We start from the raw sequence: 13,418 nt of genomic DNA, 5'->3' as shown, positions 1-13,418 counted from the left end.
CGTCGTCGTCTCGGTCACCCTGCTGGTGTCCCTGTCCATCTACGGTTCCAACGGCAACTTCAACCTGTCGGGATAAGTGCCACATTGACCCACGACTACAAGCCACAGATTCGTCGCCGCGACTACGCGCGGCCGGCGGCCGGTCTCGCGACCGTGGCCGCCATCGCGGCGATCGTCGCCCTCGCCGTCGCGCTGTTCCGTGGGGACTTCACCGACACCGCGCCCGTCACGGTCATCGCCGATCGCGCCGGCCTGGTGATGAACACGGACGCGAAGGTCAAGCTGCACGGCGCGCAGGTCGGCACAGTCGAGAAGATCGACACTCTTCCGAACGGGAAAGCCGCAATTCACCTCGCGATGGACCCGTCGACGATGGGACTGATCCCGGCAAACGTAGGCGTTGACATCACGTCCTCGACCGTGTTCGGAGCGAAGTTCGTCGCACTGGTCCCGCCGCCCGACCCATCCCCGCAGGAGTTGCGAGCAGGACAGGTGCTCGATGCCCACCATGTCACGGTTGAGATCAACACCATCTTCGAGCAACTCGTCTCGGTGTTGAACAGGATCGAGCCGGCTAAGCTCAATGAGACGTTGGGTGCTCTGGCCTCCGGCCTGAGCGGGCGGGGTGCAAAGTTCGGTCAGATGCTCGTCGATCTCGATGCGATGCTCGCGAAGATCAACCCCAGCCTTTCCGACCTCAGCCACGAAATCTCGGCCGCTCCTGAAGTTTTCAATGCCTATGCCGATGCGGCGCCTGCACTGACGACGATCATCGACAGTGCCACGCGGATGAGCGACACGATCGTCGAGAAACGTGATGCGCTGGACGCCCTGTTGTTGAGCGCCACGGGGTTCGCCGAGATCGGCAATGACGTAGTGGGCAGCAACGGGCAGGCGATCACAGACGTCCTCCATCTGCTCGTGCCGACGACCGACCTCACCAATCAGTACCATCCAGCTCTCAATTGCGTTCTGGCTGGCATGATTCCGTTGGCCACCGCCCCGCCGTCACCCGTTCCGGGGGTGCTGCTCCTCGACTCCTTCGTATTGGGTTCCGAGCGGTACCGCTATCCGGGGAACCTTCCCAAAGTGGCCGCCAAAGGCGGTCCGCAGTGCGGGCGCCTGCCCGACATCGGTTACGAGACACGCGCGCCCTATGTCGTCAGCGATATCGACGCCAGTCGCGCGCAGTACGGCAATCAGGGCATCCTGCTTAATTCCGATGCTCTCAAGCAGGCCCTGTTCGGCCCCCTCGACGGGCCGCCGCGCAACACCGCACAGACCGGGCAGCCGGGATGAGCGGCGTCGCAACGGCAACCAAGTTGGGCGTGTTCGGTGCGGTCATGTTGTTGCTGACCGCCGCACTGTTCGCGATTTTCGGCCAGTACCGCACCGGATCGGCGAACGACTACTCCGCGGTGTTCACCGACGTATCGAGCCTGAAACCCGGTGACTCCGTCCGGGTTTCGGGTATCCGTGTCGGTACAGTCAGCAACGTCTCGCTGCAGCCCGACAACTCGGTCGTCGTCACCTTCGACGCGTCTTCGGACATCGCGCTCACCACGGGCACGAAAGCGGCTATCCGCTACCTCAACCTGGTCGGCGACCGCTACCTGGAACTGCTCGATGGACCGGGCTCGACACGGATTCAGCCGCCGGGCACCCAGATTCCGACCGACCGGACGGAACCTGCGCTCGACCTCGACCTACTCCTGGGGGGTCTGAAGCCGGTGATCCGGGGGCTGAACCCCGACGATGTCAATGCACTGACCAACTCGCTGATCCAGATCTTTCAAGGACAGGGCGGTAACGCCGAGTCGCTGTTCGCCAAGACGGCGTCGTTCTCAGCAGCGATCGCCGACAACGGACAGACCGTCCAGCAGCTGATCGACAACCTAAACGCGGTGATGACCACCCTGGCCAAGGACGGAGACAAGTTCTCCGGTGCCGTCAGTCGGCTCGAGAAACTGGTGAGCGGGCTGGCGGCTGACCGCGATCCGATCGGCGAGGCGATCACCGCGCTGGACAACGGCACCGCGTCACTGGCCGATCTGCTGACCGGGGCGCGTCCGCCGCTGGCCGGCAGCATCGACCAACTCAACCGCATTGCTCCGCTGCTGGAAAAAGACAAACCGCTGCTGGACATCTCGCTGCAGAAGGCGCCCGCGAACTACAAGAAGCTGGTCCGGCTGGGCGCCTACGGAAGCTTCCTGAACCAGTACCTGTGCGGGTTGTCGGTGCGCGTCACCGACTTGCAGGGCCGCACCGCCTACTTCCCCTGGATCATTCAAAACACGGGAAGGTGTGCTGAGCCCTGATGCTGAAATACCGTAGCTCGTCGCTGATTCGAGCCGGCTTCATCGGTGTGGCGGTGATCACGCTCGTCATCGCCGTGGGGTTGCAGCCCGAACGATTGTGGTCGTGGGCCACCTCGGTTCGGTACCAAGCCTTGTTCACCGAGGCGGGCGGACTGGCGTCGGGGAACGACGTCAAGGTCTCGGGAGTGAAAGTCGGATCGGTCTCCGACGTGACACTGGCCAGTGGCAAGGCACTGGTCACGTTCACCGTCGACGGCACGCTCAGGCTCGGATCGAAGACCACCGCACACATCCGCACCGGAACCCTACTGGGCGAACGCATGATGACGCTCGATCCTGCCGGCGAGGAGACGATGAAACCCGCCGACGTGATTCCGGTTTCGCGAACGTCGTCGCCGTATTCGCTCACCGACGCTGTCAGCGAGTTCACCGCGAACACCGCGACTACCGACACCGCTTCGGTGAACCGAGCTCTGGACACGCTGTCCGAGACGATCGACCGGATCGCGCCCCAGCTCGGTCCCACGTTCGACGGGCTCAGCAGGTTGTCGCAGTCGCTCAACACGCGAGACGAGTCGCTGGGCGCCCTATTGAACAGCGCCGCCTCGGTGACCGGCGTGCTCTCCGAACGCAGCCAGCAGCTCAACACGCTGATCCTCAATGCCGACGACCTGATGGGTGTCCTCGAGCAGCGCCGCTACGCGATCGTGAACCTGCTGGCCAACACGTCCTCTGTGACCCGGCAGCTGACGGGCCTGGTGGCCGACAACGAGCAGGAATTCGCGCCGACACTGCAGAAGTTGAACTCCGTCTACGAGATGCTCGAGCGCAACCGCGACAACATCGCAAAGGCACTCACCGGCCTGGCGAAGTATCAGGTCACGCAGGGGGAGGCGGTGAACAACGGCTTCTACTACAACGCCTTCGTCGGAAATCTACTGCCCGCACAGGCGCTTCAACCGTTCCTCGACTACGCACTTGGCTATCGCCGCGGTGCGAACGCAGGCCAGCCGCCGGACAACGCGGGACCACGTGCCGAATTCCCGTTCCCGCGCAACGGTATTCCAGGAGGATCCCGGTGACCCGTCGCAAGCTGCTCAGCACCGCACTGTTGATCACGCTGGTCGGCCTCTTAGTCGCCGGAACCATCGTCATCGTGCGGCAGCAGTTCTTCGCCCCCAAGACCATCACGGCGTACTTCACCTCAGCGACGGCCATCTACCCCGGTGACGAGGTGCGCGTCGCCGGGGTCAAGGTCGGCGCCATCGAATCGATTCAGCCCGACGGCGCGCAGGCGCGCATGCGGCTCACCGTCGACCGCGACATACCGATACCAGCCGACGCCAAAGCCGTCATCGTCGCCCAAAACCTCGTCTCGGCACGCTATGTCCAGCTGACACCCGCTTACGAGACCAGCGGGCCAACCCTGCCGGACGGGGCGGTGATCGGTCTCGAAAGGACCGCCGTGCCAGTCGAGTGGGACGAGGTGAAATCTCAATTGACGCGGCTGGCAACCGATCTCGGCCCCACGGGGAACATGTCGAAGACGTCGGTCAGCCGCTTCATCGACAGCGCCGCCAACGCGATGAACGGCAACGGTGACAAGCTCCATGAAACCATCACACAGTTGTCCCGAGTCGGCCGCATCCTGGCGAACGGCAGCGGAAACATCGTCGACATCATCCGCAATCTCCAGACATTCGTCACGGCTCTGCGCGACAGCAACTCGCAGATCGTGGAGTTCCAAGATCGCCTCGCAACGGTGAGCAGCGTGGTGGACTCGAGCAGATCCGATCTCGACGAGGCGCTGACCCATCTGGCCGAAGCGGTCGGTGAGGTGCAGCGGTTCATCGCCGGAAGCCGTGATCAGACAGCAGAACAGGTTGAACGGCTGGCGGATGTGACACAGAACCTTGCGGACAACCGGCTGGCGCTGGAGAACGTGTTGCATGTGGCGCCGAATGCAATCGGCAACGGCTACAACATCTATAACCCGGACACCGGAACCATGATCGGCGGCTTCGCGCTGGGCAACTTCGCCAACCCGGTTCAACTGATCTGTTCGGCCATCGGCGCGGTGAAGAACGCGACGGCACCGGAGACCTCGAAGATCTGCGCACAATACCTCGGACCCGCACTGCGACTGATGAACTTCAACTACCTGCCGTTGCCGTTCAACGCCTATCTGCAGAAGTCGCCGAGCCCGGGCAATCTGGTGTATTCGGATCCAGCCCTGGCTCCCGGCGGGGCCGGCGGCACTCAACTACCACCGGAGCCTTCACCGGCGGTGTCGGCCTTCACGGGGGCCGGCGACGTCCCAGCGCCGGCCGGTTGGGGCACCCCGCCAGGGCCTCCCGGCGCCTACAGCGCGACCGGCCTGCCGGCATCGCCTCAACCCGCGCTGTTTCCCGGCGCTCCGATCTCGCCCGGAGCGCCGGCGGCTCCCGTCTCGCAGCCGACGTCAGTTCAAGACCTGCTGCTGCCCGCCGAGGCGCCAGTTCCCGCGGGGCCACCGGCGCCGCACCCGTCCACGGAAGGTGCCCCGCCGTCGTGACCGTCATGAAATGGCTTCGCCCACTGCTCGTCATGGCGTCGTGCGGCACACTCCTGAGCGGGTGTTCGTTCGAGGGAGTGAACTCGCTGCCGTTGCCGGGCACCGTCGGCCGAGGGCAGGGTGCCACCGCTTACCATGTCGTGATCACGAATGTCGGTAGTCTGGAACCGAATTCACCGGTCATGCTCGGTGACGTCGTCGTGGGAAGCATCGGTGCGATGAAGGTCCGCAACTGGCATGCCGACGTCGAGGTGTCGGTGAAACCCGATGTCGTCATACCGGCGAACGCAGTGGCCACCGTCGGGCAGACGAGTCTGCTGGGCTCGATGCATCTGGCGCTCGACCCGCCCCCGGGCCAGTCGTCCAGCGGCAGGCTCCGACCCGGCGCGACCATCGGCCTGGACAAGTCCTCGACCTACCCGTCCACCGAGCAGACGCTGTCAGCGCTGTCGGTCGTGGTCAATGGTGGTGGGCTCGGGCAGATGGGCGATGTCGTCCGCGAGTTCAATGCCGCGCTGAACGGCCGCGAACCTCAGATAAGGAGCTTGCTGACCCGGCTCAACGACTTCGTGGGAATGCTCGACACCCAGCGTGCCGACATCAACGCCTCTATCGCTGCGCTGAACCGGCTGTCGGGCACCTTCGCGTCGCAACGCGATGTGATCACCACTGCGCTGGACCGGATTCCACCCGCACTCGACGTGCTAGCCAACGAGCGTCCGCGTATCACCGAAGCGTTGACCAAGTTGGGCCGCTTCAGCGACACGGCCACCGGTCTGATCAACGACACCCGAGAAGATCTGGTGCGCAACCTCGCCAACCTCGAACCGTCTTTGCGCGCGCTCGCCGATGTCGGGCCGAACCTGGGAACCGTGCTGGCCTACGCGCCGACCTTCCCCTATACGCAGAGTTTCATCGACCGGGCGATCCGCGGCGATTACATGAATCAGTTCATCACCTTCGATTTCACCATTCCGCGGCTGAAGCGCGGGCTGTTCCTCGGCACCAGGTGGGGCCAGGAAGGGGCGCCGATGGTGCCCGCTCCGGGCGACCCGTGGTATCTCACCTACACCCTGGATCCGTTGAAGGCGCCGGTCACGCCGGCGCCTCGCGAGGTCGCCGATATCCCACCTCTCGTGGAAGCGGGTGCGGAAGCGGCGCCGGCGCCGACAGAGGACGGCCACTGATGCTGACCCGCTTCATCCGCACCCAGCTGATCATCTTCACCGTCGCCGCGCTCGTCGGAGTCGGGTTGATGGTGTTCAGCTACTTGCAGCTGCCTACGCTGTTGGGAATCGGCCGCATCACAGTGCAATTGGAGCTGCCGGGCACCGGCGGTCTCTACCGGTTCTCCAATGTGACGTACCGCGGTGTTCAGGTCGGCAAGGTCCTCGATGTCCGACCCACTCGCGACGGCGCTGTCGCCACACTGTCACTCGACAGCTCCCAGCAGATCCCGGCCGACACGAAAGCCGCTGTGCGCAGCGTGTCTGCGGTCGGCGAACAGTACGTCGACCTCGTCCCCGACGATGCGGTCGGACCCTATCTGCACGGCGGTTCGGTGATCACCCGTCAGCACACGTCGGTTCCGCAAGCCGTCGGCCCGATGCTCGATCAGGTCAGCGCTCTGGTCGACAGCATCCCGAAGGACAAGATCAGCGGTCTGCTCGACGAGTCGTTCAAGGGCCTCGACGGCACCGGCTACGACATGGGCTCGCTGCTCGACTCCTCGGCCAGAATCGTCGGCGACGGCAACGCGGTCTCCGATCACACCCGATCCCTGATCCACGACAGCCGACCGCTACTCGACGGCCAAGCGCAGTCGGCAGAGGACATCCGCACCTGGGCGCGCAGCGTCGCGGGCATCACCGGACAATTCGCTGCCAACGACCCGCAGATTCGCACGATCCTCGATGTGGGCGCCGGTGCGGCGGACGAGGCCTCGCGTCTGTTCAACGGCGTCAAAGCGACTCTGCCGGTGCTGCTGGCGAACCTGACCGCCGTTGGGCAGGTCGGCGTGACGTATCACGCGTCCCTCGAACAGCTTCTGGTTTTGTTCCCGCCTTACGTCGCCGCCACACAGACAGTCGGCGTGTCGCGAAACAATCCAACGGGCATGGCGCTGGGCGACTTCACGCTCGTGATGAACGACCCACCCGCCTGCACGGTCGGGTTCCTTCCGCCGAACATGTGGCGTTCACCCGAGGACGAAACCGTCGTCGACACGCCGGACGGTCTCTATTGCAAGCTGCCTCAGGATTCGCCCATCGGGGTCCGCGGTGCGCGCAACTACCCGTGCATGGGGCAGCCCGGTAAGCGTGCGCCCACCGTCGAAATGTGCCGCAGCGACAAGCCGTTCGAGCCCCTGGCGATTCGCCAGCATGCGGTGGGCCCGTACCCGATCGACCCGGCTCTGATCGCTCAGGGCGTTCCGCCCGACGACCGCGTCGACTTCGACGAACGGATCTACGCGCCAACGCAAGGTACGCCGATGCCACCGCCAGGTGCGCCGGCATCGCCGGAGACACCGCAGGCTCCCGTCGTGGCCCCGAGTTCGTCGCGATCCACCGCACCCGGTCCGTCGGTCGCCTTCGCGACATACGATCCGCAGACCGGTCAGTACGCTACGCCGGACGGAAAGGTGTTCCGGCAGGCCGATCTGGTCTCGCCGGCGGGTCCGCGGTCGTGGAAAGACTTGTTGGTGGCGAGAAACCGATAGTCAGGTGCCCGCTTTGACGAGCTTGAACGGCATGTTGATGAACACTGGCTTGCTGACCCCGCAGGCGCCGCTGGGGCTCGTCGTCTGGTCCTCGCCGGCCAGCGTCGTCGATGCCGGATCCGTCATGCTGCCGTCCTCGACGACAGGCACGAACCTGAACACTTGAAGTCCGGGCGCGGAGGTGCCGTCCTGGCACGGCACCCAGTTGTCGACGGTGTGCTTGACGTACCAGACGCCGCTCGTCTTGGAAATCGGTGCCGTCCAACCGAAGTCGCTGGCGACCGTACCGGTGCACTCGGTGGGGTAACTACAGGTCGTCGAGATGGTCCAGGTGCTGCGCAGGCTGGCCTCGTCGCGGAAGACTTCGTTGGTCTTGGCGTATTCGCCGTTGGACGTGGCGGTGTATGTGCCGTTGAGGCCCCACTCGTCATCGGAAGCCTGCGCGGTTGCAGCGCAACTCATACCATGGATCGTGAGGACGAGCGCGCAAGTCGCTATCCGGGCCACACCCATCGCCAGCTCCTCACCTCAGTTGTTCGTCAAGAAGTTAGAGCCGTGGCGGCGCCCACGATGTCGGCTGCCCGCTCAGCGGGACAAGCCGGGGCTGCGGTGTCATCACCGCCGAGAATGGGCGTGACCATGACCGCGCTGAATTGTTCGGAGGCGCCGTGAGAGCCGCATGGTGGGGCATCGTCCTCGCCTTCGCCGTCCTGTTGGCTCCGCCGAGTGCCCATGCCGACACGGCGTATGGAAACTTCCACCTGGTGATCCAGGGCCGCTTCGACTTTCACACCTGGCTGTGGGCTATCTCGCGCTGTCCGGGTGACTGCCTACATGTCCAGGCGATACCGCAGCCCAACGGCAAGGCCTTTCCGTACCAGGGAGATGCCCGATTGGCCGATGGCCGGTACACGTTGGCGGTCGACGTACCTGATGGATTACGTTGCGGGAATATCTACTACGGGCCGGTTATCCCGACGCGCGACGTCTATTCCTGGGACGTCTCGACCCGCTCGGGCACCCTTCAGTCGTCTTCCGCGACAGGTTGTGACGGTGCGCCGGGGGGCACCTTAAGCTATCCGTTCACGCTGGCGCGCCTGTAGCCGGCAAAATCTGGCCAACGTCAACCGCCGGTGACCGCAGCGTATAGCGCGGCGTACTGCTGCTTCTGCCGGTCATCGAGTGGCGCCCATGTCTTGATCCGGTCGAGGGTGGCCGCTGGCGGGTTGATCAACTCGTTTCTGGCGATGTTCCGGTCGATCTTGGCCAGCTCGTCGGTCATCTCCGAGAGCACCGGAACGAACTGCGTGAAGGCGACCAGCTTGGCATAGTTGGGCCGGTCGTAGACGTAATCGATCCACGCCTCGGCCGCCTTCTGGTTCTGTGTCGTGTACGGGATCACCATGGTGTCGACAAAGTCGGTGCCGCCGGCTTCCGGGACCACGAATCGGAGTTCGGGGTTGCCCGCCTGCATCTGCACGATGTCGCCCGAATAGGCCTGCGCGACAACGACATCGCCGGCCGCTAGATCGTCCGTATAGTCATTCCCGGTGAACCGGCGGATCTGCCCCCTGTCGTTCTGCTCGCGAACGAGGTCGACCGCCTTCTGCACCGACTCGGTGGTGGGTGACGCGGGGTCGGCGCCCTGCGACTGCATGACCATGCCCAGACCGTCCTGAAAGTCAGCGAGCAGGCTGACGCGGTGTTTGAACGCCGGATTCCACAGATCCTCCATTCTGGTGATGTCACGGCCGGTGGCGGCCCGGTCGTAGGCGAGACCGACCAAGCCCGACAGGTACGGCGCGCTGAACTTTCGACCCGGATCCATCTTCGCATCAAGCAGGTCGGGACGCAGGTTCTTCTTGTTCGGGATGCCGTCGTCGCTGAAGTTGTTGAGCCAGTTCACCTTGCGTACCTGCGTGGCCATGAAGGCCGTCGGCACAACGAGGTCGGCACCGATGTCCTGTCGGCGCGACAGCGGACCTTTGACCTTGGCGAACCATTCCTCGTTGTCGTTGAAGTCTTCCTTGTAGTCGACGGTGATTCCCGAGGAATGCTGAAAGGCCGCGATGAATCCGTCGGCCATGTACTGCGGCCAGTTCGAAATGCGCAACGTACCGCTTGCCGGCCCACCCTCTTCGGTGGTGCTCACCGATGTGTTGGTTTCCGATCCGCAGGCCGCCAGGAACGACGGGCCGAGCGCGAACGCGGCGGCGCAGGCGGCACCTCCGCCGATGAATCGTCGACGCGAGGTGTGCTTGGCGGTGGAGCAGGCAGGGCAGCGACCCATCGCTTCTGGGTGTGCGGACATCGCGTTGTGCCTTTCGCCGAAGGAAAGCGTTGCCGACAATGCGCAGCGGTGGTCTTGCCGCAACTGGACGCGGCTGTGGGTAAACAATCGCGGATCGGGCGGCCCCTCGCAAGCAACTGGCAAGGTGAGCAGCACCCGAATTCGCTCAGCACCGTTTACCGGTGCCGCTTCGCGGGGTACGTCAGTGGGCATGGCATCAGTGGACGTTTCGGTGTCGTCGGATCTCAGCCCGCAGCAGGCGTGGGCTCTGGCGTCGGATTTGAGCCGGTTCGATGAATGGCTGACGATTTTCGGTGGATGGCGCAGTGAGGTGCCCGCGGACATCGAGGTCGGTACGTGTGTGTCCTCGCTGATCAAGGTGAAGGGCTTCCGCAACACCATTCACTGGCAGGTCACCCGATACGACGAGCCCAAGGTCATCGAGCTGTGCGGGCGTGGCCGGCCGGGCATCCGCATCTCGCTGACGCTGTGTGTGCGCCCAGATAAGTCGGGTTCGACGTTCCAGGTGGTCGCCGACCTGTCCGGCGGGCTGTTGAACACCCGCATCGGAAGCCTGGTCGCCAAGGTGATCGAGTCCGACGTGCGCAAGTCGGTCGCCAACCTCGCCGCACTGCGCTGACCGTCAGCCCCATTCGTGGTTCATGGCGCGCGATTCGTAGCGCGCCTCCTCGGAGGCCGTCGGCCGTGACGACGGGCGCGACACCGCGATCAACACCAACGCCAACGCGGCCGTCACTGCGCCGCCGAGGAAGATCGCGAAGAAGCTGCTCTCCATCGGCACCTCAGTGCCGGGCGCCGACCGGCTGAGCAGCATGGCGACCAGCGCTGCCGCGATCGAGCTGCCGATGGTGCGCGCGATCGCGTTCACGCCGGTTGCCACCCCGGTTTCGCCGGCGTCGACTTCGTTGACCACCAGCGCGGGCAGCGCGCCGTAGCCGAGGCTGATGTAGGCGTTCGCCAGGATGCTGGCGACGACGATCTGCCACGTATGCGAATGGGCGAAGGTGATGAACAGGAATCCGGCGACGCCGGCCACCGCCGCCACCAGTAGCACCGGCCGGGCCCCGAAGCGGTCGATGAACCTGCCGCTGATCAACGCGACGACGAATCCGGTGAACGCACCGGGCAGCAGATAGACGACACTCGCTTCCAGTACCGTCGCGCCGAAGCCGTAACCCGCTGCGTCCCGGGGTATTTGGACGAAGAGGGTCAACCCCAGGAACGCGAAGTACAGCCCCATGCCGACGAAGATCGTGGCGAGGTTGGTGAGCATGATCGGCCGCCGGGCGAGCATCGTCGTCGACACCAGCGGTTGCCTGGCGCGCCGCTCCCACCACCACCATGCGCTCAGCACCGCCACTCCGCCGAGCGCGCAGCCGATAGTGGCCGGTGATATCCAGCCCCAGGTCTGGCCCTGGGTGATCGCCAGCAGAAGTGCGGACAGTCCCACCGCCAGGCCGGCGGCTCCGAGCCAGTCGATCGACCCGGCCACGCTGCGCGGACGCCGGGGCACGACCAGCAGCACGATCGCGATGACCATGAGGGTGAATGCCGTCGTCAGCCAGAACACCCGGTGGTAACCGGCGTTACCGCTCATCAGCAGGCCGACGACGACGAGGCCGGTCCCACCGCCGAAACCCAGCGTTCCGGACAACACCGCCATCGCCGACATCAGCCGCTCCGGCGAAAGCTCCTCACGCAGGATCGCGATGCTGATCGGGTAGAGGGCATAAGACGCCGCCTGCAGAACACGAGCGACGACTAGCAGTTTCAGCGACGAAGTGGTGGCGGCGAGTATTGATCCGATCAGCACGACGACGAGCACACTCAACAGCACCCGATGCTTGCTGTGCAGGTCAGCGAGGCGCCCGAGTAACGGGGTGGCCGCGACCGCCGCCAGCAGATTCGCCGTGACGGCCCAGCTCACGCCGACGATGGAGGCGTCCAGTTGGTCGGCGATCACGCCGAGCACCGGGACGACCGCGGTCTGTAAGACCGCGACGGTGAGCACGACGATGGACAGCGCGGCGACCAACAGGCGTTCGCGGCCGATCGTGGGAGAGGGTGTCACGCCGGTTTGGACCACACCCGCTCCGTTCGTTAGCCGACCTCTTCGATCGATTATGTCTGCGGATGGCGGTAGTGCTGCGGCTGGGCGGTGGGTGGCTACTGATCGCTGCGGCCGGCGGGTGCATCGACCTGCTGACTCGTGGTGTTGATGAAGTCGTCGAGCAGGTCCACCACCTCGCTGGGCCGTTCGACGTGGGGGAAGTGCCCGACACCTTCGAGCACTTCCAACCGACATTCCGGCCGGGCTTCGTGCGCCGCGTACGCATGAGCGACCGGGATGATTCGATCCTCGTCGCCCCAGATGGCCATGATCGGAACCCCGGCGGCGACGTTCAGTCGATTCAGGGCGCTGACCGCTTGGCCGCGATAGTCGACGACCGAGCGCAGCGTCCGCAAGAATGCGTGGCGGGTCGCTCCGTCGGCAAGTGACGAGTACGCACTCCACATTTCCGCTCCGCGGGGGGATTGGATTCCGGCCTTCCTGAACCAACCGCGCAGCTTGTTGCCGACCGTCAGAACCGGTGGCGGCGCGATGGCGGGCAGGATGAACTCGGCCCCCGGCGCCGACAGCAGACGAAGCGTCCAGCCGACATCGGGGCCGAGGCCACCGCTGCTGATCAAGACGAGACGCTGGCAGTAATCCGGATGCTGATAAACGAACTGCATGGCAACGCCGCCACCAAGCGATTGGCCGACGATGGTGGCGCGAGAGACGCCGAGTTCATCCAGCAGATCTCGTAGCCACACCGCGAACGCGCCCAAGGAGTAATCGCCCCGCGGCTTGTCCGATTGCCCGTGCCCGAGCAGGTCGGGGGCGACAACGCGGTATCGGCGCGACAGTTGGGGGATCACCGCTCGCCACGTCTCGGAACTGCCGGCCATCCCGTGAATCAGCAGCAAGACTTCCTGGCCATCGCCGACGTCTCGGTACGCGACGCGATCGCCGTGCAACTCCAGATACTTCAGCTCGGTCATGAGCATGGAACCCTCCCGTAGCCCACTATCTACCCCGAAACGGCCCGGAGTATCACCATCTGAAAGCCTGGCCGCGTTGAACGTGCACTTGTGTGCGAGACCCGAGCGACAAGCTTTACGATCGGCTAGTAAACTCCTTGTCGATCGTAAAGGAGTCTCCCATGGCGCTGGTTGATGCCGAGACGACCGGCACGCGGCAGCGGCTCATCGACGTCGCCGTCATGCTGTTCACCCGGCACAGCTACGCGGGCACCTCGCTGCGACTCGGCCGCGTCGATGATCGCTCGCAACTGCGCGAACATCGGTTCCAGCACCGCGGCCAGCAGTTGTTCACGCGTCCGGAAGTGGTGATAGATGGCGGCTTTCGTGAAGCCCAACTCGTCGGCGATCATCTGCAGCGAGGTGCCCGCGTAGCTGTGCCGGGTGAACAGCATGACGGCGACGTCGATGAGCCGCTGCCGCGTGCCGGTC

Annotated in this window: 12 protein-coding genes and 1 pseudogene; 8 read left to right on the top strand and 5 right to left on the bottom strand. The window is 64.7% G+C overall.

All coding sequences use genetic code 11. From position 1 onward, the window contains the following. Positions 1 to 84 precede the first annotated feature (84 nt). From A5663_RS16775 to A5663_RS16750, 6 genes are read left to right on the top strand one after another with little or no spacing between them, the layout of a single operon-like run. Positions 85 to 1,299, top strand: a complete 1,215-nt coding sequence (locus tag A5663_RS16775; RefSeq protein ID WP_369816650.1) for an MCE family protein — start codon at positions 85 to 87, stop codon at positions 1,297 to 1,299. Continuing rightward, complete coding sequence (locus tag A5663_RS16770) at positions 1,296 to 2,318, top strand: MCE family protein (RefSeq protein WP_068151392.1); 1,023 nt, start codon at positions 1,296 to 1,298, stop codon at positions 2,316 to 2,318. Before A5663_RS16775 ends, A5663_RS16770 begins: the two co-directional genes overlap by 4 nt. Continuing rightward, positions 2,318 to 3,400, top strand: a complete 1,083-nt coding sequence (locus A5663_RS16765; RefSeq protein WP_068151388.1) for an MCE family protein — start codon at positions 2,318 to 2,320, stop codon at positions 3,398 to 3,400. The genes A5663_RS16770 and A5663_RS16765 overlap by 1 nt, the downstream gene beginning before the upstream one ends. Next, positions 3,391 to 4,872: an MCE family protein gene (locus tag A5663_RS16760; protein ID WP_369816651.1), complete on the top strand. Its 1,482-nt coding sequence runs from the start codon at positions 3,391 to 3,393 to the stop codon at positions 4,870 to 4,872. The genes A5663_RS16765 and A5663_RS16760 overlap by 10 nt, the downstream gene beginning before the upstream one ends. A gap of 5 nt (positions 4,873 to 4,877) precedes the next feature. Then, positions 4,878 to 6,059, top strand: coding sequence for an MCE family protein (locus tag A5663_RS16755; protein ID WP_068151402.1), 1,182 nt, complete (start codon positions 4,878 to 4,880; stop codon positions 6,057 to 6,059). Further along, positions 6,059 to 7,591, top strand: coding sequence for an MCE family protein (locus tag A5663_RS16750; protein ID WP_068151382.1), 1,533 nt, complete (start codon positions 6,059 to 6,061; stop codon positions 7,589 to 7,591). Before A5663_RS16755 ends, A5663_RS16750 begins: the two co-directional genes overlap by 1 nt. Here A5663_RS16750 and A5663_RS16745 read toward each other — a convergent pair whose 3' ends face one another. Then, positions 7,592 to 8,053, bottom strand: a complete 462-nt coding sequence (locus A5663_RS16745; RefSeq protein ID WP_156744517.1) for a hypothetical protein — start codon at positions 8,051 to 8,053, stop codon at positions 7,592 to 7,594. Between the two features lie 206 nt (positions 8,054 to 8,259). Between A5663_RS16745 and A5663_RS16740 the strand changes: the two genes are divergently transcribed. Continuing rightward, on the top strand, positions 8,260 to 8,694 hold the full coding sequence (locus A5663_RS16740; protein ID WP_068151376.1) for a hypothetical protein: 435 nt from the start codon (positions 8,260 to 8,262) through the stop codon (positions 8,692 to 8,694). A gap of 20 nt (positions 8,695 to 8,714) precedes the next feature. On the opposite strand, the gene A5663_RS16735 is transcribed toward A5663_RS16740, so the two are convergent. Further along, positions 8,715 to 9,902 (bottom strand): spermidine/putrescine ABC transporter substrate-binding protein, encoded by a 1,188-nt coding sequence (locus A5663_RS16735; protein ID WP_082974198.1) that lies wholly within the window; start codon positions 9,900 to 9,902, stop codon positions 8,715 to 8,717. Positions 9,903 to 10,092: 190 nt separating this feature from the next. Here A5663_RS16735 and A5663_RS16730 point away from each other — a divergent pair, with 190 nt between their 5' ends. After that, complete coding sequence (locus tag A5663_RS16730) at positions 10,093 to 10,521, top strand: SRPBCC family protein (protein WP_068151374.1); 429 nt, start codon at positions 10,093 to 10,095, stop codon at positions 10,519 to 10,521. A gap of 3 nt (positions 10,522 to 10,524) precedes the next feature. On the opposite strand, the gene A5663_RS16725 is transcribed toward A5663_RS16730, so the two are convergent. From A5663_RS16725 to A5663_RS23615, 3 genes and pseudogenes are all read right to left on the bottom strand, one after another. Further along, a complete protein-coding gene (locus tag A5663_RS16725; RefSeq protein ID WP_068151371.1) occupies positions 10,525 to 11,988 on the bottom strand; it encodes an MFS transporter in 1,464 nt (487 codons plus the stop codon). An 80-nt stretch (positions 11,989 to 12,068) separates the two neighbouring features. Further along, positions 12,069 to 12,947, bottom strand: a complete 879-nt coding sequence (locus tag A5663_RS16720) for an alpha/beta fold hydrolase (protein ID WP_068151396.1) — start codon at positions 12,945 to 12,947, stop codon at positions 12,069 to 12,071. Between the two features lie 251 nt (positions 12,948 to 13,198). Beyond that, a pseudogene (locus A5663_RS23615) lies at positions 13,199 to 13,418 on the bottom strand (TetR/AcrR family transcriptional regulator); the annotation flags it as partial.

Origin of the sequence: Mycobacterium sp. E740 (assembly GCF_001672895.1) — a bacterium.
In the GTDB taxonomy this organism is placed as follows: domain Bacteria; phylum Actinomycetota; class Actinomycetes; order Mycobacteriales; family Mycobacteriaceae; genus Mycobacterium.
Note: the sequence above shows the minus strand (reverse complement) of the source record. Positions and strands in the feature narration are given on the sequence as shown.

Bases quoted from the DNA above. Each gene is read 5' to 3' on its own strand.
- A5663_RS16770 (WP_068151392.1), top strand. From the start codon at position 1,296: ATGAGCGGCGTCGCAACGGCAACCAAGTTGGGCGTGTTCGGTGCGGTC.
- A5663_RS16765 (WP_068151388.1), top strand. From the start codon at position 2,318: ATGCTGAAATACCGTAGCTCGTCGCTGATTCGAGCCGGCTTCATCGGT.
- A5663_RS16755 (WP_068151402.1), top strand. From the start codon at position 4,878: ATGAAATGGCTTCGCCCACTGCTCGTCATGGCGTCGTGCGGCACACTC.
- A5663_RS16750 (WP_068151382.1), top strand. From the start codon at position 6,059: ATGCTGACCCGCTTCATCCGCACCCAGCTGATCATCTTCACCGTCGCC.
- A5663_RS16745 (WP_156744517.1), bottom strand. From the start codon at position 8,053: ATGAGTTGCGCTGCAACCGCGCAGGCTTCCGATGACGAGTGGGGCCTC.
- A5663_RS16735 (WP_082974198.1), bottom strand. From the start codon at position 9,902: ATGTCCGCACACCCAGAAGCGATGGGTCGCTGCCCTGCCTGCTCCACC.
- A5663_RS16730 (WP_068151374.1), top strand. From the start codon at position 10,093: ATGGCATCAGTGGACGTTTCGGTGTCGTCGGATCTCAGCCCGCAGCAG.
- A5663_RS16720 (WP_068151396.1), bottom strand. From the start codon at position 12,947: ATGACCGAGCTGAAGTATCTGGAGTTGCACGGCGATCGCGTCGCGTAC.